The organism is Stenotrophomonas sp. YJH_SMC_105-26, from assembly GCF_059368915.1.
Genome location: NZ_JCAFSD010000014.1, coordinates 21,274 through 40,085, shown reverse-complemented (window position 1 = coordinate 40,085; position 18,812 = coordinate 21,274). Strand labels below are relative to the sequence as shown.

Sequence of the window (18,812 nt, the reverse complement as noted above, 5' to 3'; positions counted from 1 at the left end):
CGTCAGGTACTCCGGGGTGCGGCGGCGTCGAGGTTGGCATCCAACCAGTCGGCCAGGCCGGTAAGGGTGTCGAACTGCAGGTCCGGCTGCAGCTGCGGATGGGTCCAGGTGGCTGCGTCGCGGTTGATCCAGCAGCCGCGCAGGCCGGCGGCAATCGCTCCGGCCACGTCCATCTCGGCATGGTCGCCGACGTGCAGCACCTGTGCCGGTGCCACACCCAGGCGGGTGCACGCGGCATGGAAGATGCTGGCTTCGGGCTTGGCCGCGCCGTGTTCGCGCGAACCCAGCTGGAAGGCGAAATGATGGGCCAGGCCGATCCGCTCCAGATCGGCATTGCCGTTGCTCAGCGCCGCCACCGGTACCCGTGCGGCAATGCGCGCCAGCGCGTCGATCGCATCGGGATAGCACTCCACCTGGTTGCGCGCGGCGTAGAACACTTCATACGCAGGCTCCAGCAGATCGAGGCTGGCACCGCTGGTGTGCAGTGCTTCGTGCAGGGTCAGCCGGCGCAGCGCACTCAGGTCGTGGTGGAGGTACGGATGGGCGTGGTACAGCCGCTCGCGCAGTTCGCGCATGGCCTCCACCGGATACATCGCGGCGGTAGCGGGGCTGTGTTCGCACATCCAGGCGTGCAGGACCTGTTCGATGCGGGCGCCGATCGGAGCGAACGGCCACAGCGTGTCGTCAAGGTCGAGGGTGATGGCTTGGACGGGGAAATTCACCTCGCCATTCTACCCCTGCCCGCGCGGGCTTTCATGCGACGCGGCGGGCGGGTGGGCACTGTGGCTGGGCCGGGTCAGCGCAGGTTGTACGAGCAGGCGATGGTGGTCTGGCCGTCGAACTGCTGCACGTCCAGGTTGTGCCGCCCAACTTCCTTCGTGTAGGTGCCTGCTACCGGGTCGGACATCTTCGCCAGTGCCGCGACCTGTTCCACACTGGCCGAGCTGAAGTACGCGGTGAAACTGTCGATGCCATCCTCGCCGCTGTCGCCGTCATAGGACTGCAGCCGGTTCACGGGCTGGCCCAGCACCATCAAGGGCGTGGTCAGCCGGAACTCGCCGCTGGATTCGCCGTCCTGCGCCCTTGCCGGGGCCGGTGCCAGCATCCGGGCCATGGCGTCGAACTGCATGGGCGTGAGGTGCCGCTTGCAGGTAACCGCCTCAGCAAGCTGGGTGCGCGCCTGATCGGCAGTCGGCGGCGTCGCGGCGAACGCGGGAGCGGCAATGCAGGCCAAGGCAAGGCAACGCGTGGCGAGAGAGTTCATACGAGCGGATCCATCCGGGTAGGGCGCCATAGTCTGCCACTTCGTCCCTGTTTCTGGTTCCGCCACCTGCGTCCATCCGTTGTTGATGCCGTCACTCCAGCAGGCGTGCCCAGCCCTGCATGCCATCCAGGCGTGCCAGCACCAGCTTGATGCACACCAGCAGCGGCACTGCCAGCAGCAGCCCGATCATGCCCCAGGCCCAGCCGAACACCATCAGCGCCAGGATCAGCACCAGCGGCGACAGCTTCATCCGACGGCCCAGCACGATCGGGGTCACCATCTGCCCTTCCAGGGTGTGCAGGCCCAGGTAGGCGGCGGCCGGCAGCAGGGCCTGCAGCGGGTCGCGGAACTCGACGAAGCCCATCAACAGCATCAATGCCACGCCGATCAGCGGGCCCACGTACGGGGCGAAGTTCAGTAGTGCAGCCACCGTGCCCCACAGCAGTGCTTCCTGCAGGCCGATGCCGAGCAGCATCAGCACGCCGGCGAACACCAGCCCGACCAGGGTGTTGATGACGCTGATGGTCAGCACGTAACGCGAGACCTCCCGTTCGATCGAACGCAGGATGTCGGTGGTGAACCGCTGCTGCTGGCGGTTCGGGAACAGGGCGATCGCTGCGCGCTGCAGGCTCTGCCCGTAGATCATGAAGAACAGGGTCAGCAGCACCACCGCCAGCACCGACGCGGCCAGGCGCGGTGCACGGGTCAGCATGCGGTATGGATCGTCCAGCTGGGTGCGGATCACCTGCACCTTGTGGTTGCTGTCACCGCCGGCCACGCGGGCGAAGTTTTCCGCCGCCTGGTTGGCCTGCTGCACCGGCTTGGTCAGGTCCTGCACCTGCCGGGCCACCTTGCGCAGCTGCTGCGGTGCTTCCTGCGCCCATTCCATCGCCGGACCGATCAACTGCACCGCCAGCGAACCGGTCACGCCCAGCCCGGCGCCGAGGATCAGCAGTGCGCCCAGCGCGCGCGGAATCCACAGCTTCTGCAGCAGGCGCAGGATCGGGTTGCCGACCAGTGCGAAGAAGATCGCCAGCAGCACCGGCAGGATGATGTCCTGCGCGGCCCACAGCGTGTAGCCCACCGCCAGGGTGGCCAGGACCACCAGCGACATCGGCCCGCGTGGACGCGACGGGGGCGGCAGCGGCGCCTCCGCACCCTGCGGATCGGCTGGTGACGGGGACAGGAGGGACTCGCTCATCGACGCACCAACCGGGAAGGGGAGCGCATTATCCGCCGGCCGCGATCGGCGCGGCGGAGTGCGTGGATCAACGTTCGGACAGCTCGGTGGCGGCTTCGGCCGGGCGCGGTTCGCGCGGTTCCGGTTCGGGTTCCGGGCGGGGGGCAGGTGCCGGCCGTGCGTTGGCGGCGGAGGCCGCCGCCTGTGCCTGTTCGCTGGCATCGTCGGCTTCTTCGGCCGCGTCGTCGGCGGTCGCTGCAGCCTGTGCCGCCATCGCCGTGGCGAACGCCGCCTGGGCACTGGCGAACAGGTTCGAGACCGAACCGACCATCTGCAGCCAGCGCGCACCGTTGACCTTGCCGGGCACTTCCAGCTTGCCGGCGATGAAGCCACCGGCCAGGCCGACCACCACGATGCGCAACGGCGACCAGCCCTTTCGCCAGACGTCGCTGAGCGTGGACCAGTGGTCCTGGGTCTCGCCCAGGCGCACGGTCACCACCTGTTCGCAGCGTTTCACCCGCCGCTGCAGCGCGCCGAACTTCATGGCTTGCCCTCGGGCAGCTGCACGCCGGCATCAGGGTCGTCTTCGCTGGGCTCGTCGAACAGGCCCAGGCGTGACAGCTGGCGCCGGGTGGCATGCATGCCGGTGTGATGGAAGAAGTAGGACACCCGCCAGATCGCGTAGCCGGTCACGGCCAGGCTCAGCAGCGAGGTGATCAGCAGCGCCTGCAGCCAGCTAAGGCCCCAGCTCTGCAGCAGGGCGATGAGGGTGGCCGCCATCAGCAGCCAGGCCGAGGCACCAAATACGATCGCCACGCCGGCCCAGGCCAGGGCACGGCCGAAGGCACTGCGGGCCAAGGCGAAGTCGGCCGAGGCCAGCCGGCGCAGCGAGCGCACGGTGTGCTTGGCCGAATCGGCAGCGGCACGACCGGCCGCGCCGACCTGGCGGATGCTCTCATCCAGCGGCGGGGTGGCCGCCGGATCAGGGGCTTGCGCGTTGTCTTCGCTCACGCCGCGGCTTACTTGTCGCTGCTGCCGCGGGCCAGCTTGGCGATGATCCAGCCGGCAGCGAAGGCGACGCCGAACGAAGCCAGCGGACGCTCACGGATCAACTCGGCGGCGCTGTCGATCAGGTCCTTGCCCTTGTCCATCAACGCGTCAACCTGTTCCTTGGCAGCGGCACCACCGAATTCGGCGGCGGCCAGGCCAGACAGTGCGCTGTCGGACAGTTCGGCCTTGACGTTGGCCTTGCCGATGCGCAGCTCGTCGGTCGCGGCACCGGTTGCGCCCTTGATCGCACCGCCGGCGGCCGTGGCGGCCTGCTTCAGGTGGGAACCGGCTTCACCCAGGTGTTCCTTCAGGTTCTCGGTATTGGTGGGGCTCATCGAATCACTCCTGTTGCGATGGGGGAACGGGTGTCGGCGGTGCCGACCTGGACTGACAGCAATAGCATTGCCGGGGTATAGGGGGTGTTACGGCAGGGCGATCAGCGCATCACGAGCTGGCCCTGCTGCTGGCCATTGTTGCGCAGCACGCGCACCACCAGGGTCGGCGGGCGCTGCTGGAAGTTGGCGCGCCAGCTGGCCAGGTCGGCGAATTCACCCACGGTGGCGTCGGTGATGATGTCGCCCTGCTGCAGGCCGTTGCTGGCCGCGCGGCTGCCACGCTTGACCTCGCTGACCAGCACGCCGCCGACACCCGACTGTCGCAGCGACTCGGGCAGGTCGACGAAGGTGGCACCGGTCAACCGCGGGTCCAGGCTCTCGCCGGTGACCGCACGCGCCTGTTCCTTCAGCGTGGCCTTGATCTGCACGGGCTTGCCTTCGCGGCGTACGTCCAGCGTCATCGGGCTGCCGACCGCAGCCAGGCCTTCCACGTTGTGCAGGGCTTCGGCGCTGTCCACGCGTTGCCCGTTGGCCGAGACCACCACGTCGCCCGGCTTCAACCCGGCCGCGGCGGCCGCCGAACCGGCCAGCACGCGGGTGATCAGCGCACCGCGCGTTTCGCCCAGGCCCAGCCCCTGCGCGATCTGCGCGGTCAGGTTCTGGCTCTCCACGCCCAGCGTGCCGCGTACCACCACGCCGTGCTTGACCAGCTGGTCGACCACGCTGCGCGCCAGGTTGGACGGAATCGCCAGGCCCAGGCCGATGTTGCCGGCCATGCTGCCCTGCGGGTTGAAGCTGGCGGTATTGATGCCGACCAGCTGGCCCTGCAGGTCGACCAGGGCGCCACCGGAATTGCCGGGGTTGATCGACGCATCGGTCTGGATGAAGTTCTGGTAGCCCAGGCCACGGATGCCGCTGCGGCCCACCGCCGAGACGATGCCCGAGGTGACCGTCTGGCTGAAGCCGAACGGGTTGCCGATGGCCACCACGAAGTCACCGACCCGCAGCTGGTCGCTGTTGCCGAGCTTGATGTCGGTCAGGTTCTGCGCCGGGATGCGGATCAGCGCGATGTCGGTATCGCGGTCCGAACCGAGGAACTCGGCCTTCACCGTGCGCCCGTCGGCCAGTGTCACCTGCACGTCATCGGCGTTGTCGATGACATGGTGGTTGGTCAGCACCAGGCCTTCCTTGGCGTCGATGATCACGCCCGAGCCCAGCGATTCGTTGATGCGCTCCTGCGGGATATCCGGGAACAGGCGGCGGAAGAACGGGTCGTTGAAGAACGGGTTGCGCACGCGCACCACCTGCTTGGTGTTGACGCTGACCACGGCCGGCATCGCCTTTTCCAGCATCGGCGCCAGCGAAGGCACCGCCTGTCCGGCCACCGCGGCCGGCAACGCGGCGGTGGTCGGCAGCACCGCTGGCAGCGGTGCTGCATCGGCACGGTTGTCCAGGTGGGCATTGATGCCGGTGGCAACGAAGCCACCGAAGGCGGCGGCGATTGCGAGCGTAAGCAGGGTGGGAAGCGGTCGCATGGTTGTCGGTTCGCTGGCGTGGGTGGGGGCGGTTCGGCCCTACGGTAAAACAAGCTGAATGAGTGTGTCGCGATCTGGATAAATGCGCCATGAAAACCGCAGGCCGCGAAAGGCGAGTGAGGAGGCTGACAGCATGGCTGTGGCGACACCGCACAGGCGACGCCTGCACCACCGAAGACGATCGCCGGGGGCGCCGACACAGACCGATACCTGCGCAGTTCCGCGCAACCGGGTGCCGCAATGCGCCACAGCACGCATCGGATGCCGCGTCCGTGCAACGGCACGCAACGGCCATCTTCGACCACGCGCTTGCTGTGGCGTAGTCCTTAAAAAAAGGGGTTTCCTGTCAACCCGCCGCTTCTGCGGCAGTGGTGGGCTACACCATGGCCGTCGCATCAGATGCGATTGCGGGCGCGTGCCCCGTTCCACGATCGTCAATGTCGGTATAGCATCGCCCCGTTTTGATACTTAAGGCCCCCAGGAGGGCAACATGAGCAACGGTAATGGTGTGTCGGTCGTGACCGACGCCGTCGAGAACGTCAAAGAAGCCGCCACCAACGTTGGCGAGACCATCGCCCACGCCGCCGAAGACGCCGTGAAGTCGGTCAAGAAGACCGTCAAGCGCGCCACCAAGGCGGCCGGTACCCGCGTTGCCAAGGCCAAGAAGGCCGTGGCCAAGGTCGAGAAGACCGTTGCCAAGAAGGCCGACAAGGCCGCCAAGTCGGTCGGCAAGACCGTTGCCAATGCCAAGAAGAAGCTGGAAGCGGCCAAGAAGAACGCCAAGGCCGAAGCCGCTGCCCTGAAGAAGGAAGTGGCCAAGAAGAAGGCCGCTGCAGGCAAGGCTGTGACCAAGAAGGCCGCTGCCGCCAAGAAGACCACCAAGGCTGCCGGCAAGAAGGTCGCCACCGTGAAGAAGGCCGCCACCAAGAAGGCCGCCGTCGCGAAGAAGACCGTTGCCAAGAAGACCGCGGCCGCCAAGAAGGTGGTCGGCAAGAAGGTCGCCACCGCCAAGAAGGCTGTGGCCAAGAAGACCGTCGCCGCCAAGAAGGTCGCCGGCAAGAAGGCCGTGGCTGCGAAGAAGGTTGTCGGCAAGAAGGTTGCCGCCACCAAGAAGGTCGCCACCAAGAAGACCGCGGCCGCCAAGAAGGTTGTCGGCAAGAAGGCTGCCGTCGCCAAGAAGGCTGTTGGCAAGAAGGCCGCCGTCGCCAAGAAGGCTGTCGGCAAGAAGACCGCCGTCGCCAAGAAGGCGGTGGGCAGGAAGGTTGCCGCCACCCGCAAGACGGTCGCCAGGAAGGCTGCGCCGCTGAAGAAGGTCGCCGCCAAGAAGGCTCCGGCCAAGAAGGCCGTGCGCAAGGTCGCCAAGCGCAAGTAATCGCGCCGTGACCGAAGGCCCTGCCACCCACCGGGTGGTAGGGCCTTTCGCGTTTCTGGGGCGCTACCTGGGGCAAGATGCAGGTTCTTCCCGCCGGAGCCCCGACCATGCGCGGTATCGACTTCAGTTCCTGGCAGGGCGTGCTGTCCACGTTGGCCGGCCTGGTCCTGATCACCCTGCTCGGCGTCGGCATCCGCCTGCTGGTGATGCAGACCCTGCAGCAGCGCCGCGAGCGCGAGAACCGGCAGATCAACGAACGGCTGCGCACGCTGATGGCCGCCTACAAGACCCTGGGCGGTTCGTTCACCGGCGAGCTGGGCGTGGATCCCAGCCATCGTCGCGACCTGCGCCAGCGCGAAGATGCCGACGGCATCGCCGAGCCGCGCTCGGACCGTGCGCGGCGCATCCGCGATGCGGTCGAGGCCGCGCTGTCGGACATCCTGCTGCTGGGCACCGACGAACAGGTGCGGCTGGCCACGCGTGCCGCCAACGAACTGGCACAGGGGCGCCCGGTGCATACCCACGAACTGGTGGTCTCGCTGCGCGACTTCGTGCGCGAAGCGCTGGATCTGGCCCCGATTCCGGCCGATCTGCAGATTCCACCGCAGGGGCCGACCCGGCCCGTTGCCAGTGGTGGCGGCAAGGGCCGTAACGACGGCGATGCCAAGGGCGGCCGTGCAGGCGGTGGCGGTGGTGGTGGAATGGGCGCCGGCATGGGCGGCATGGGCCTCGGTGCCGGCGCCGCACTGGGCGCCGGCCGTGCTGCTGCCAGCGATGAAACGGACGCGCGCTGAGCACGTCCGCCGGGTTCAGCGCGTCAGCTCGTAGAGCGGCACGAAGCCGCCGTAGATCATCCGCGCGCCGTCGAACGGCATCGGATTCTTCGTTGGATCAAACCGCGGGTCCTCCATCATCTTCTTCATGCCGGCGTCGCGGGTCGGCTTGTCCGGCCATTCGATCCAGGAAAACACCACCGTCTCATCCGGCGTGGCTTTCACCGCGCCGAAGAAGTCGGTGGCCTTGCCGTGCGGCACGTCATCGCCCCAGCACTCGACCACGCGCAGCGCGCCGTACTCGATGAAAACGGGATCCCCTGTGCGTGCATGGGCGAGGAACTTCTCCTTGTTGGCGGTGGGCACCGCCAGGACGAAACCGTCGATGTAGCTCATTGCCTGCCTCCGGATGGACCGTGCCACATGCACGGCCTTCAGGTACACGACGAACCAGGGGATCGGGGATCGACAACGGTGGACGGTGAAGAAACCTGAAAAATGCACGCGCGCCGCGCGCGTATGCCAGACGCAGCCTGAATCAAGCCAAAAAATTCAGCAATGCGAAGACCGCTGTTTTCAGGGAGCGTTGTGGCGAATAACGGAGAATTTACATTCCCGATGCGATGGCGCCCTGGCGCTGCTGCACACCATAAGAAAGTAAAGGTGTACCCCCATGAAGAATTCGCTGATTGCTCTGGCCCTGGCCGCTGCCCTGCCGTTCACCGCTTCGGCTGCTGAGAACCTGTCCTACAACTACGCCGAAGCCGACTACGCCAAGACCGACGTTGAAGGCATCAAGGCCGACGGCTGGGGCGTGAAGGGTTCCTACGGCTTCCTGCCGAACTTCCACGCCTTCGGCGAATACAGCCGCCAGGAAATCGACCACACCAACCTGAAGGTTGACCAGTGGAAGGTCGGTGCCGGCTACAACGTTGAAATCGCTCCGAGCACCGACTTCGTTGCCCGCGTTGCCTACCAGAAGTTCGACCGCAAGCACGGTCTGGACTTCAACGGCTACAGCGCTGAAGCCGGTATCCGCACTGCCTTCGGCGCCCACGCCGAGGTCTACGGCATGGTCGGTTACGAAGACTACGCCAAGAAGCACGGCGTCAATCCGGATGGCCAGTGGTACGGCCGCCTGGGTGGTCAGGTCAAGCTGAACCAGAACTGGGGCCTGAACGGCGAGCTGAAGATGAACCGCCACGGCGACAAGGAATACACCGTCGGCCCGCGCTTCAGCTGGTAATTGCTGCCTCGGCGCGATTGCGCGCTGGAGACGCCCCAACAGGCCCGGCATTTGCCGGGCCTGTTGCGTTTGCGCCGTGGCAAACCGGAATACTGTCTGACTGGCGGAATGCGCGGGCCAGCCATTGCAAGGAATTGGATTCCGCCGCTGCGGGCACCGACCTACGTTGGATGTCCCATGTTGCCTGGACATGCCGCAATGCCGCTGACCCTCCCGCCTCTGCTGCCTGATCGGCCACGACGCCTGGCGCTGCTGGACCCGCACCCGGTACTGCGGTTGGGCGTGGAAGTGCTGCTGCGCCAGCACGCGGGTGTGCAGGTACGGGTGAGCCTGTCCAGCGAGGCGCACCTGCTGCACCTGCTGGAGCGCAGCCCGACGTGTGTCGACCTGCTGCTGATCGATGCGTTGCCCATGGGCGACCTGGGCGATGGGTTGGCCCTGTTGCACGTGCTGTCGCAGCGCTGGCCGGCACTGCCGGTGCTGGTGCTCTCGGCACACTGCAATGCCAGCACGGTGGCCACCGCGATGCGTGCCGGTGCGCGCGGCTTCCTGTCCAAGTCGACGCCACCGGACGTGTTGCTGCGTGCCATTGATGTGGTCGCCCGGGGAGGGCGCTTCGTGCCACCGGAGCTGCGCGCGGAACTGAACCTGCCGGGCACGCGTGCACGCAGAATGCCGGCCCCGGCACTGGTGCCGTTGAGCCAGCGCGAACGGGAAGTGCTCGGGCTGGTGCTGAAAGGGGTCAGCACCAGCGAAATGGCCCTGCGATCGGGGCGTTCAGCCAGCACGATCAGCTCGCAGAAAACCTCGGCCTACCGCAAGCTCGGCATCCGCGGGGACGGTGACCTGTTCCGCTTCCGCCACCTGCTGGAATGCGGATGAGCGGCGTTACTCGCCCTGGTACTGCTTCTCTTCCACCAGTGCAGAACCGGCCACGCGGTTGATCTCGTTCTTCACCTGCACGCGCTCGCCATTGGTGCCATAGACACCGCGTGCCAGCTGGATGAATGCATCATCGAACACCTGGGCCGCTTCCTTGTCGCGCAGCTGGTCCTGGATGTCCCACATACGCTCGTTGATCGCCTTCAACTGCTGCTGCAGCGCGGCCAGGGCCGGCTGTGCCTGCAGCTGCTGCTGCAACAGGGGCAGCAGGCCGTCCAGCTCGGTGCGCACGTTGGTCAGCTTGGCGGCATCGTCGATGCGCTCGGCCTTGATCTGGAGAATGGTGATCTTGTCGATCAGCTCGCCGATCGATACCGGGGTCAGGATGGCGTCCACGCGGTTGGTTCCTGGAAACAGGGCGCCATGATACCGCGCCGCTGGCGCATGGCCCCGATCCACGGGATTTACGCCGAATTTGCGCCGCGGCCCGGGCCGCACCCTCGATCCGTTACGGCCACGCGCTGGACACTGCCGTCCCGGCGGCGTGACCGCCTTCGACGAGGAACACAGTGCAGTGAACAGCAAGGGGATGATGGCGGCGGTGGTGGCCGCCCTGGCAGGGCTGCTTGGCATGGGCAGCGCGCAGGCACAGGTGCAGGTCAGTGGCAGTGCGGCCTTGACCAGTGACTACGTGTGGCGCGGCAGCTCGCAGAGCGATGGTGACCCGGCGGTGCAAGCCGGCGCGAAGATCTCGATCCCATCGGGCTGGTACGCCAGCGTGTGGGGGTCCAACGTCTCGTTCAAGCCGGACAATGGCGCGCGCAGCGAGTTCGACCTGGTGGCGGGCTGGTCCGGCGCGCTGGCACCGGACTGGACGCTGGATGCGAACCTGACCCGCTATGTGTATCCGGGTACCGGTCGTGCGCTGGACTGGACCGAACTCAACACCACCGTGACCTGGAAGCAGCGCGCCTGGCTGCAGGTCGCGCATTCCAACGATGCGTTGGCCGGTGGCCATCGCGGAACCTATGCCCAGCTGGGCGTGCGTGTGCCGCTGCACGAACGCGTCCGCCTGGAAGCAGCGGTGGGCCAGTACTGGCTGGCCACCGCGCAGGGCCCGGATTACCTGCATGGCCAGCTCAGTGCCATTGCCACGCTGACTCCGGCATGGGAGCTGCGCGCCACCGTGCATGACACCGACAGCGCGGCCAAGCGACTGTTCCCGGGCAATGCCGGTGGACGCTGGGAGCTGGCGCTGCAGGGCAGCTTCTAGTTCGACGATGCCGCCTGGCGCGCGCGCAGCGCGCCGGGCAGCCACAGCAGCAGGGCCAGCACGGCCACGGCGGCACCGGCCACGCAGACGCCGGTCCAACCGTAGCGCTGGTAGACCTGCGCCGACAGCAGCGAACCCAGCGAGCCGCCGATGAAGTAGCCGGTCATGTAGCCGGCATTGAGGCGGTTGCGCGCCGCGGGCTGCAGCGCATAGATCAGGTTCTGGTTGCTGACGTGCAGCAGCTGTGCGGCCAGGTCCAGCACCACCACGCCGATCAGCAGCGCCAGCAGCGAGTGGGCCGACAGCCCCAGTGGCAGCCACGACAGCAGCAACAGCACCAGCGCGATGGCAGTGGCGCGTCCGGTCTGGCCGCGGTCGGACATGCGCCCGGCCAGGCCGGCCGCCAGCGTGCCGGCTGCACCGACCAGCCCGAACAGGCCGATGGTGGCATCGCTGTAGGCGTACGGTGGCTGCGCCAGCAGGAACGCGAGCGGGGTCCAGAAAATCGCGAACATGGCAAAGCTGCAGGCACCCAGCAGGGTGCGCTGGCGCAGCACCGGCTCCTGCACGAACAGCACGCCGATCGAGCGCAGCAAGGCGAAATAGCCCAGGCCGGCGCTGTGGTGGAATCGCGGCAGGCCGCGCTGCAATGCCAGTGCGGTCAGCACCAGGGTGCCGGCAGCGATGGCATACACCAGGCGCCAGTCACCCAGGCTGGACAGCAGGCCGGCCACGGTACGCGCCAGCAGGATGCCCAGCAGCAGGCCACTCATCAGCGTGCCGACCACGCGGCCACGATGTTCCGGCGCGGCCAGCGTGGCCGCGAACGGCACCAGCACCTGTGCCACCACCGAAAACAGACCGGTGATCGCGGTCCCGACCAGCAGCCAGGCCAGCGACGGCGCGCAGGCACTGATCACCAGGCCACCGGCCGACAGCAGGCTCATCACCACGATCAAGCGGCGGCGCTCGAACAGGTCACCCAGTGGCACCAGCAGGATCAGTCCGGCGGCATAGCTCAGCTGTGCTGCGGTAACCACCATGCCGACCTGGCCGAACGGCACGCCGAAGGCATCTGCGATGGTGTGCAGCAGCGGTTGCGCATAGTAGTTGCTGGCCACGGCCACGCCGGTGGCGACCGACATCAGCAGCACCTGCCAGCGGTGCAGAGGGGGAAGGGACGGGCTCACGCGGTGTTCCAGGAAGCGGGGTGCACAGTGTCCGCCTGCTGCGGTCATGATGGAAATGAATCATCATCATCCTTGTCATCTGAAAACAAGATAGCTGGATGAACCTCAAGCAGCTCGAGTTTGCCGTCGCCCTGGCCGAGGAGGGCAATTTCACCCGTGCCGCCGAGCGCTGCCACGTGGTGCAGTCCGCGCTCAGCCACCAGATCGCCCACCTGGAACAGGAACTGGGTGCCACGCTGTTCGAGCGCCTGCCACGCCAGGTGCGGGCTACCGCCGCCGGCGAGGCGTTGCTGGTGCACGCACGCCAGGTGCTGGCCAGCCTGCGCCACCTGCGCGCCGACGTGGCCGCCGTCAGTGGCGAAGTGCGTGGCCTGCTGGCCATCGGGCAGATTTCTTCGCTGACCGACATCGACGTCGTGGCGATGCTGGCGGCCTTCCAGCGGGTGCACCCACAGGTGGAGTTCCAGCTGCGCGTGGACAAGAGCGAAGACCTGATCGCACAGGTGCAGTCGCGCGCGCTGGATGTGGCACTGGTCGGCCTGGCGCCGTCGGCAGCGCTGGATGGCGTCTGCCACCAGGTGCTGCAGGAAGAGGATCTGGTAGCGGTACTGGCGCCGTCGCACCGGCTCGCCGGGCGCACGCGGCTGCCATTGACCGCACTGCAGGATGAAGCGCTGGTCGACTTCCCGCGCGGTACCGGTGCGCGCCGGCAGACCGACGATGCCTTCGCCGCCGCTGGCCTGCCGCACACGGTGCGTTTCGAGGTCAACCTGATGGAACTGGTCGAGCGCTTCGTCCGCCACGGATTGGCGGTCGGCATCGTGCCGGCGTTGATCGCCGAAGGTTTCCAGGGCGTGGTTCAGATTCCACTGCAGCCGACCCCGACCCGGCGCGTACACCTGGTCTGGCAGCGGCTGCCGACGCCGGCCGCGCGCGCCTTCGTCGAGGCCGTGCTCAGCCGCGCAGGCGCAGGCTCAGGCCCTTGAGGAAGTTGCGCAGCATCTGGTCCAGGCAGCGCCGGTAGTTGGTGTGCCCGGGCTGGCGGAACAACGCACCGACTTCCGACTTGGACACGTTGAAGCCGGCGCTGGCGAAGATCTCCATCAGGTCCACGTCGCGCAGCTGGAAGGCCACGCGCAGCTTCTTCAGCACCAGGTTGTTGTCGATGCGCGTTTCCACCGCACGCTGCGGCTGGCTCTCGTCGCGACCGCGCAGGTGCACGATCAGGCCATCGAGGAAGTGCGCCAGTGCGCTGTCGTTCATCGCCTCGAAACCGGCTTCGTCCTCGCGGCGCAGCCAGGCCTTCACCTGCTCGGTATCCACGGCGAAGGCCGGGTCGGCCATCTGGCACAGGGTGACCACGTGCTGGTCACCCAGGTCCAGGGAGTAGCGCACGCTGCGCAGGACATCATTGTTGATCATGGCGCAATTGTACCGGTCACCCCGGCACGTGGGGTCGCCGCCGGGGGCAGATCCCTTTGCTCCGCAAAGGGATCTGACCCCGGATCCGGCCGATCCGGCAACACGGGTGCTGCCGGACGGTGCCAGAATGGAGATCTGGTTTTCCCCCTGGAGTTGCCTGATGACCCGCACTGTCCTGATTACCGGCGCCACGTCCGGCTTCGGCGCCGCCGCCGTCCACCGCTTCGCCCAGGCCGGCTGGAAAGTGATCGCCACCGGCCGCCGCGGCGAACGCCTGCAACCGCTGGTCGAGCGCTATGGCAAGGACGTGGTGCACGCCGCCGCCTTCGACATCCGCGATCCGGTGGCGATGGAGGCGGCCCTGCTGGCGCTGCCGCCGGCCTTCGGCGAGATCGACCTGCTGGTCAACAACGCCGGTCTGGCGCAGGGCACCGCACCGGCACAGAGCGCCAGGCTGTCGGACTGGACCACGATGATCGACACCAACATCACCGCGCTGGTCACCCTGACCCACCGCCTGTTGCCGCAGCTGGTGGAGCGCAAGGGTGCGATCATCAACATCTCGTCGGTGGCCGGCGTCTACCCGTACCCGGGTGGCAACGCCTACGGTGGCACCAAGGCCTTCGTCAGCCAGTTCTCGCTGGGCCTGCGTTCGGACCTGCACGGCACCGGCGTGCGCGTGACCACGATCGAGCCGGGCATGGCCGAGACCGAGTTCACCGTGGTCCGCACCCATGGCGACCAGAATGCATCGGACAAGCTGTACAGCGGTGCCAATCCGATGACCGCCGAAGACATCGCCGAACAGATCTTCTGGGTGGCCACGCTGCCACCGCACCTGAACATCAATCGCCTGGAGCTGATGCCGGTCAGCCAGTCCTTCGCCGGGTTCCAGGTCGCCCGCGAGGGCTGACGCCGTGTGTGGAGTCGAGCCATGCTCGACTCGGCAGAAACAAAAAAAGCCGGGCAATGCCCGGCTTTCGATGCAGTCCCGCAGAACGTCACTGCGCCTTGATGGCCATCGCCTGCAGGCCGGTGCCATCCAGCTTCTGCTTCGCTTCAGACAGTTCGCCGGCGCTGCCGTACGGCCCCATGCGCACGCGATACACGGTCTTGCCGTTGATCTGCGCCGACTCCACGCGTGCCGCCAGGCCCATCATGGCCAGCTTGGCCTTGGTGGCTTCGGCGTCGCCGGACGCACCGAAGGCACCTGCCTGCAGGATGTAGCGGGCGTTGTCGGCGGGCGCCGGTGCGGCAGTGGTCGCCGGCGCGGTGGGCGCGGCTTCCGCGCGCGGCGCGGGGGCGGCGGCCGTGCTGGTCGACGCCGGTGCGGTGCTGGCCGGCGGCGTTGCCGCGGCCGGGCGCTCGCTCAGCGGTGCCGGCAGCGGACGGTTGCTCGCGGTCACCGGTGCGGTGCTGGCGACGCTGGCCGTTGCGGTCGGTGCCGGCGTGGCCGTGCTCGCCGGCGGCACCGGCTTGCCCTCCAGCGCGGCCTGCGCGCGCGACGCTTCGGCCTTGGCCCGGCGCTGGTCCTCGGCACGCGCGCTGGCGGCCAGTTCGGCGTCGGACATTTCCACTTCCTTGCCCGGCAGCAGGGTGTAGAAGTCGTACTGCGTCGCCGCGGGCTTCTCCGGTTCGGCCGGCTTCGGCGTGGCCGGCTGCGCGGCTGGCTGGCTGCCGACATCGCTGTCTGCATCAGCAACCGGGGCCGGCTGCGCGTTCGGGTTCGGCTGCGGACCGGCGCGCAGGAAGCCGTCGCCTTCGCCCTTGAACAGGTTCGGCGCCGCCAGGAACACCACGGCGGCGATCGCCACACCGGCCACCAGCCACACCCATCCGGGTGTGCCCTGGCTGCTGCTGTTGCGTCGTGCCTGGGTTTTGCCGCGTCGTGCTGCCATGTGTACTGCGTCTCCTGATGCTTACATTTTTTCCGGGGCGCTCACGCCCAGGAGTTCAAGGCCGTTGGCCAGCACCTGGCGCGCCGCGCAGGCCAGGGTCAGCTTGGCGTTGCGATCGGCGGCGTCTTCCACCAGCACCGGCGTCCCGTGATACCACGTGTGGAAGGCATGCGCCAATTCACGCAGGTACTGCGCCACCAGGTGCGGCTCCAGCGCCACGCCGGCCGCTTCCACCACTTCCGGATAGCGCGAGATCTCGTTCATCAACAGCAGCGAGGCATCGTCGGCCAGGTGGCCAAGGTTGGCCAGGCCATTGCCCTGCTCGTACACCAGGCCCTTTTCCTGCGCCTGGCGCAGCAGGCTGCAGACACGGGCGTGCGCGTACTGCACGTAGAACACCGGATTGTCGTTGCTCTGCTGGCGCGCCAGGTCGATGTCGAAGGTCAGCTGCGAATCGGGCTTGCGCGCGATCAGGAACCAGCGGGTCGCATCGCGGCCGGCTTCTTCGATCAGGTCGCGCAGGGTGAAGTAGCTGCCGGCACGCTTGGACAGCTTCACTTCCTCGCCGCCGCGCATGACCGTGACCATCTGGTGCAGCACGTATTCCGGCCAGCCCTGCGGGATGCCCACTTCCATCGCCTGCAGGCCGGCGCGCACGCGCGCCAGCGAGCCGTGATGGTCGGCGCCCAGTTCGGTGATCGCGCGCTCGTAGCCGCGCTGCCACTTGGACAGGTGGTAGGCCACGTCCGGCACGAAGTAGGTGAAGGTGCCGTCGGACTTGCGCATCACGCGGTCCTTGTCGTCACCGAAGTCGGTGCTGCGCAGCCACAGCGCGCCGCCTTCCTCATAGGTGTGGCCGGACGCCTGCAGCTTGGCCACCGCTTCGGCAACCTTGCCGTCGGCGTACAGCGAGCTTTCCAGGAAGTAGATGTCGAAGTCGACACCGAACGCGGCCAGGTCCAGGTTCTGCTCGTTGCGCAGGTAGGCCACGGCGAAGCGGCGGATTGCCTGCATGTCGTCCGGGTCCTTGGCGCCGACCACGGTGCTGCCTTCCAGGTCGACGCTGGCACCGGCCATGTAGGCGCGGGCGACATCGGCGATGTACTCACCGCGGTAGCCGCCTTCCGGCCAGCCGTCCTGGTCGGGTGCGATGCCCTTGATCCGCGCCTGGGTGGACAGCGCCAGGTTCTCGATCTGCACGCCAGCGTCGTTGTAGTAGAACTCGCGCTTGGCGTTCCAGCCGTTGGCATCGAGCACGCGGGCCACGCAGTCGCCGATCGCCGCTGCGCGGCCATGGCCGACATGCAGCGGGCCGGTCGGGTTGGCCGACACGTACTCCACGCCCACCGTGCGGCCATTGCCGGACAGGTTGCGGCCGTAGTCGTGGGCTTCCTTGATGACCGAGGCGGTTTCGCGCTGGTACGCGGCCGGGGCCAGATGGAAGTTGATGAAGCCGGGGCCGGCGATCTCGACCTTGCTGACGTCCTCGCTGCGCGGCAGCGCCTCGACCAGCGCCTGTGCCAGTGCGCGCGGATTGCTGCGCGCGGCCTTGGCCAGCAGCATCGCGGCGTTGGTGGCGAAGTCGCCGTGGTCACGGGTCTTCGGGCGCTCGACCACGAAGTCCGGCGGCAGGGAGTCGGCGGGCAGGGTGCCATTGGCGCGCAAGGCTTCGATGCCTTGGCTGATCAGGGCGCGGAGGAGATTTTTCACGAGGCCTGCTGTGAGAATGAGCGGCGGAATCGCCCATTTTAGCGCAGATGCCCGCGCCCACGCTGACCAGGACATGCCTGCGGGGCGCCCGCCCGGCCCTGACCAGGGCCGTTCAGCCGAACAGGCGCGGCTGGGGCGGGGACAGCAGGCCCCGTTCAGCAAATGAAACGGGGCGGCCCTCGCCGACCACGAAGTGGTCGAGCAGGCGCACGTCCACCAGTGCCAGCGCCTGCTGCAGTTCATCGGTGATGCGGGTATCGGCGCCGGAGGGCTCGGGGTCGCCGGAAGGGTGATTGTGGCTGAGGATCACCGCTGCCGCATTGTGCAGCAGGGCTCGACGCACCACCTCGCGGGGATAGACCGGGGCGGCATTGATGGTGCCCTGGAACAGTTCTTCGCAGGCGATCAGGCGGTGGCGGTTGTCCAGGAACAGCGCCATGAAGATCTCGCGGGCCTGGCCGCGCAGGCGGTGCTGCAGATAGCGGCCGACCGCAGCCGGGTTGTTGCCGACGGCCTCGCCCTGCTGGAGTTCGGCCGCCAGATAGCGGTGGGCCAGTTCCAGCCCGGCGGCCAGTGCACAGCTTCGAGCAGGGCCCAGCCCCGGCAACCGGGCCAGCTCGCGGGCCGGGCGGTCCAGCAGCACACGCAGGGGACCGTGCGCCTGCAGCAGGTCGCGCGCGGTCTGCACCGCATCGCGTCCACCGAAGCCGGAGCCGAGGAACAGTGCCAGCAGTTCTGCGTCGGACAGCGTGGCGGGGCCGCGTGCGATCAGCTTCTCGCGGGGACGTTCCTGTTCGGGCCAGTCGTGGATGGGCATGCCTGCATCATCGCCAGTGGGGGCGATGCGGCCCATCAGGGCAGGACGCATGCCCGGGTCGGCCGTTGCCTCAGTCGCGTCGCGACTGCAGGTAGGCGAACAGCTCCTGGTTGTTCTGCAGCCCCAGCTTGCGCTTGGCCTCGGCCTTCTGCCGGCTGATCGTCTTGGGGCTGCGGCCGCAGTGGACGGCGATGGCGTTCACTTTCAGCCCGGCGGCCAACAGGTCCAGCACTTCCTGTTCGCGGGCGGACAGCGCCGCCGGTTCGCGCGCGAACATCAGGTCGCGCGCCTGCAGGTGGTGGCGCAGCTGCTGTGAGACGAACACCTGCCCTGCCATGGCCGCGTTCAGGGCCTGCGGCAACTCGCCGAAATCGGCGCACTTGTCGACCAGGCCGCTGACACCCTCACGCAGCAGGCCATCGAGCAGGCCGGGGTGGCGGGCGCCGGTAAGCACCACCACGGGCATGCGCGGGTGGCGTGCGCGCAGTTCAGCGATCAGTTCCGGGCCATCCGGGCCGGTGCCCGGCATGGAGAGGTCGGTCAGCACCGCGTCGCAGCCGTGGTGCTCGACCAGCTGCAGCAGCTCGGCGCCGTCACGCGCGCTGCCGACGACCTCCATCAGGTGGGTCTGCAGCACGATGCGGATGCCGTGCAGGACGACGGGATGGTCGTCGGCGATGATGATGCGCGGGTGCACGCGGAATCCTCGAAAAGCGAAGCGGCACACCTGCGGCGGCCACTGACGATTCTGCAAACGTGGCCGGCCTACAGGTATAGGAAAGTTCCGAATCGCAGTGTCTTGAACCCCGGAAGCGCTGTGGTGCAAGTCCCATCTGCTGATAGCTGCCCGCTATGTGCGCTGTGC

22 protein-coding genes are annotated in these 18,812 nt (G+C 67.7%); 7 read left to right on the top strand and 15 right to left on the bottom strand.

Annotated features, from left to right (window positions below; all coding sequences use genetic code 11):
* Positions 1-2: 2 nt before the first annotated feature.
* The 7 genes from AC5P7F_RS20440 to AC5P7F_RS20410 all read right to left on the bottom strand — a co-directional run bounded on the left by AC5P7F_RS20440 (position 3) and on the right by AC5P7F_RS20410 (position 5,364).
* Positions 3-722 (bottom strand): HAD-IA family hydrolase, encoded by a 720-nt coding sequence (locus tag AC5P7F_RS20440; RefSeq protein WP_164077660.1) that lies wholly within the window; start codon positions 720-722, stop codon positions 3-5.
* A gap of 74 nt (positions 723-796) precedes the next feature.
* Positions 797-1,264 carry a hypothetical protein gene (locus AC5P7F_RS20435; protein WP_032961458.1) on the bottom strand — a complete coding sequence of 156 codons (468 nt, stop codon included), beginning with the start codon at positions 1,262-1,264 and terminating at the stop codon, positions 797-799.
* Between the two features lie 91 nt (positions 1,265-1,355).
* Entirely contained in the window at positions 1,356-2,465 is a 1,110-nt protein-coding gene (locus AC5P7F_RS20430; protein WP_164077659.1) for an AI-2E family transporter, read from the bottom strand.
* A 67-nt stretch (positions 2,466-2,532) separates the two neighbouring features.
* The gene (locus AC5P7F_RS20425; RefSeq protein ID WP_014645650.1) at positions 2,533-2,988 is read right to left on the bottom strand and encodes a hypothetical protein; all 456 of its coding nucleotides are present in this window, start codon (positions 2,986-2,988) and stop codon (positions 2,533-2,535) included.
* Positions 2,985-3,455: a phage holin family protein gene (locus AC5P7F_RS20420; protein WP_014645651.1), complete on the bottom strand. Its 471-nt coding sequence runs from the start codon at positions 3,453-3,455 to the stop codon at positions 2,985-2,987. The genes AC5P7F_RS20425 and AC5P7F_RS20420 overlap by 4 nt, the downstream gene beginning before the upstream one ends.
* An 8-nt stretch (positions 3,456-3,463) precedes the next feature.
* Positions 3,464-3,829, bottom strand: coding sequence for a hypothetical protein (locus AC5P7F_RS20415; protein WP_004153835.1), 366 nt, complete (start codon positions 3,827-3,829; stop codon positions 3,464-3,466).
* 101 nt (positions 3,830-3,930) lie between these two features.
* A complete protein-coding gene (locus AC5P7F_RS20410) occupies positions 3,931-5,364 on the bottom strand; it encodes a Do family serine endopeptidase (protein WP_014645652.1) in 1,434 nt (477 codons plus the stop codon).
* A 490-nt stretch (positions 5,365-5,854) separates the two neighbouring features.
* Between AC5P7F_RS20410 and AC5P7F_RS20405 the strand changes: the two genes are divergently transcribed.
* A complete protein-coding gene (locus AC5P7F_RS20405) occupies positions 5,855-6,736 on the top strand; it encodes a histone (protein WP_164077658.1) in 882 nt (293 codons plus the stop codon).
* 107 nt (positions 6,737-6,843) lie between these two features.
* Positions 6,844-7,530, top strand: a complete 687-nt coding sequence (locus AC5P7F_RS20400; RefSeq protein ID WP_164077657.1) for a hypothetical protein — start codon at positions 6,844-6,846, stop codon at positions 7,528-7,530.
* 15 nt (positions 7,531-7,545) lie between these two features.
* On the opposite strand, the gene AC5P7F_RS20395 is transcribed toward AC5P7F_RS20400, so the two are convergent.
* Positions 7,546-7,905 carry a DUF1428 family protein gene (locus tag AC5P7F_RS20395; protein WP_164077656.1) on the bottom strand — a complete coding sequence of 120 codons (360 nt, stop codon included), beginning with the start codon at positions 7,903-7,905 and terminating at the stop codon, positions 7,546-7,548.
* Between the two features lie 277 nt (positions 7,906-8,182).
* On the opposite strand from AC5P7F_RS20395, the gene AC5P7F_RS20390 reads away from it, so the two are divergent.
* Together AC5P7F_RS20390 and AC5P7F_RS20385 are read left to right on the top strand one after the other, a co-directional pair.
* Positions 8,183-8,755, top strand: a complete 573-nt coding sequence (locus AC5P7F_RS20390; RefSeq protein WP_014645657.1) for an OmpO family porin — start codon at positions 8,183-8,185, stop codon at positions 8,753-8,755.
* A 198-nt stretch (positions 8,756-8,953) separates the two neighbouring features.
* The gene (locus tag AC5P7F_RS20385) at positions 8,954-9,637 is read left to right on the top strand and encodes a response regulator transcription factor (RefSeq protein ID WP_032961444.1); all 684 of its coding nucleotides are present in this window, start codon (positions 8,954-8,956) and stop codon (positions 9,635-9,637) included.
* 6 nt (positions 9,638-9,643) lie between these two features.
* Here the strand turns inward: AC5P7F_RS20385 and AC5P7F_RS20380 are convergent, their stop codons facing one another.
* Positions 9,644-10,033, bottom strand: a complete 390-nt coding sequence (locus AC5P7F_RS20380; protein ID WP_164077655.1) for a DUF6165 family protein — start codon at positions 10,031-10,033, stop codon at positions 9,644-9,646.
* 178 nt (positions 10,034-10,211) lie between these two features.
* Here AC5P7F_RS20380 and AC5P7F_RS20375 point away from each other — a divergent pair, with 178 nt between their 5' ends.
* Positions 10,212-10,910: a TorF family putative porin gene (locus AC5P7F_RS20375; protein WP_049408698.1), complete on the top strand. Its 699-nt coding sequence runs from the start codon at positions 10,212-10,214 to the stop codon at positions 10,908-10,910.
* Here AC5P7F_RS20375 and AC5P7F_RS20370 read toward each other — a convergent pair.
* Complete coding sequence (locus AC5P7F_RS20370; protein ID WP_329768298.1) at positions 10,907-12,055, bottom strand: MFS transporter; 1,149 nt, start codon at positions 12,053-12,055, stop codon at positions 10,907-10,909. The two genes, AC5P7F_RS20375 and AC5P7F_RS20370, sit on opposite strands and share 4 nt — an antisense overlap.
* Positions 12,056-12,198: 143 nt before the next feature.
* On the opposite strand from AC5P7F_RS20370, the gene AC5P7F_RS20365 reads away from it, so the two are divergent.
* Positions 12,199-13,086, top strand: a complete 888-nt coding sequence (locus AC5P7F_RS20365; RefSeq protein ID WP_014645661.1) for a LysR family transcriptional regulator — start codon at positions 12,199-12,201, stop codon at positions 13,084-13,086.
* Here AC5P7F_RS20365 and AC5P7F_RS20360 read toward each other — a convergent pair.
* Entirely contained in the window at positions 13,055-13,522 is a 468-nt protein-coding gene (locus AC5P7F_RS20360; RefSeq protein WP_014645662.1) for a YehS family protein, read from the bottom strand. The two genes, AC5P7F_RS20365 and AC5P7F_RS20360, sit on opposite strands and share 32 nt — an antisense overlap.
* A gap of 160 nt (positions 13,523-13,682) precedes the next feature.
* Here AC5P7F_RS20360 and AC5P7F_RS20355 point away from each other — a divergent pair, with 160 nt between their 5' ends.
* Entirely contained in the window at positions 13,683-14,435 is a 753-nt protein-coding gene (locus tag AC5P7F_RS20355; protein ID WP_014035694.1) for an SDR family NAD(P)-dependent oxidoreductase, read from the top strand.
* 88 nt (positions 14,436-14,523) lie between these two features.
* On the opposite strand, the gene AC5P7F_RS20350 is transcribed toward AC5P7F_RS20355, so the two are convergent.
* The 4 genes from AC5P7F_RS20350 to AC5P7F_RS20335 all read right to left on the bottom strand — a co-directional run bounded on the left by AC5P7F_RS20350 (position 14,524) and on the right by AC5P7F_RS20335 (position 18,644).
* Positions 14,524-15,420, bottom strand: coding sequence for an SPOR domain-containing protein (locus tag AC5P7F_RS20350; protein WP_032961433.1), 897 nt, complete (start codon positions 15,418-15,420; stop codon positions 14,524-14,526).
* Positions 15,421-15,441: 21 nt separating this feature from the next.
* The gene (argS, locus tag AC5P7F_RS20345; protein WP_032961431.1) at positions 15,442-17,130 is read right to left on the bottom strand and encodes an arginine--tRNA ligase; all 1,689 of its coding nucleotides are present in this window, start codon (positions 17,128-17,130) and stop codon (positions 15,442-15,444) included.
* 112 nt (positions 17,131-17,242) lie between these two features.
* Positions 17,243-17,947, bottom strand: coding sequence for a RadC family protein (gene radC, locus AC5P7F_RS20340; RefSeq protein WP_014035697.1), 705 nt, complete (start codon positions 17,945-17,947; stop codon positions 17,243-17,245).
* Positions 17,948-18,017: 70 nt separating this feature from the next.
* Positions 18,018-18,644, bottom strand: coding sequence for a response regulator (locus tag AC5P7F_RS20335; RefSeq protein ID WP_014645666.1), 627 nt, complete (start codon positions 18,642-18,644; stop codon positions 18,018-18,020).
* Between the last annotated feature and the right edge of the window lie 168 nt (positions 18,645-18,812).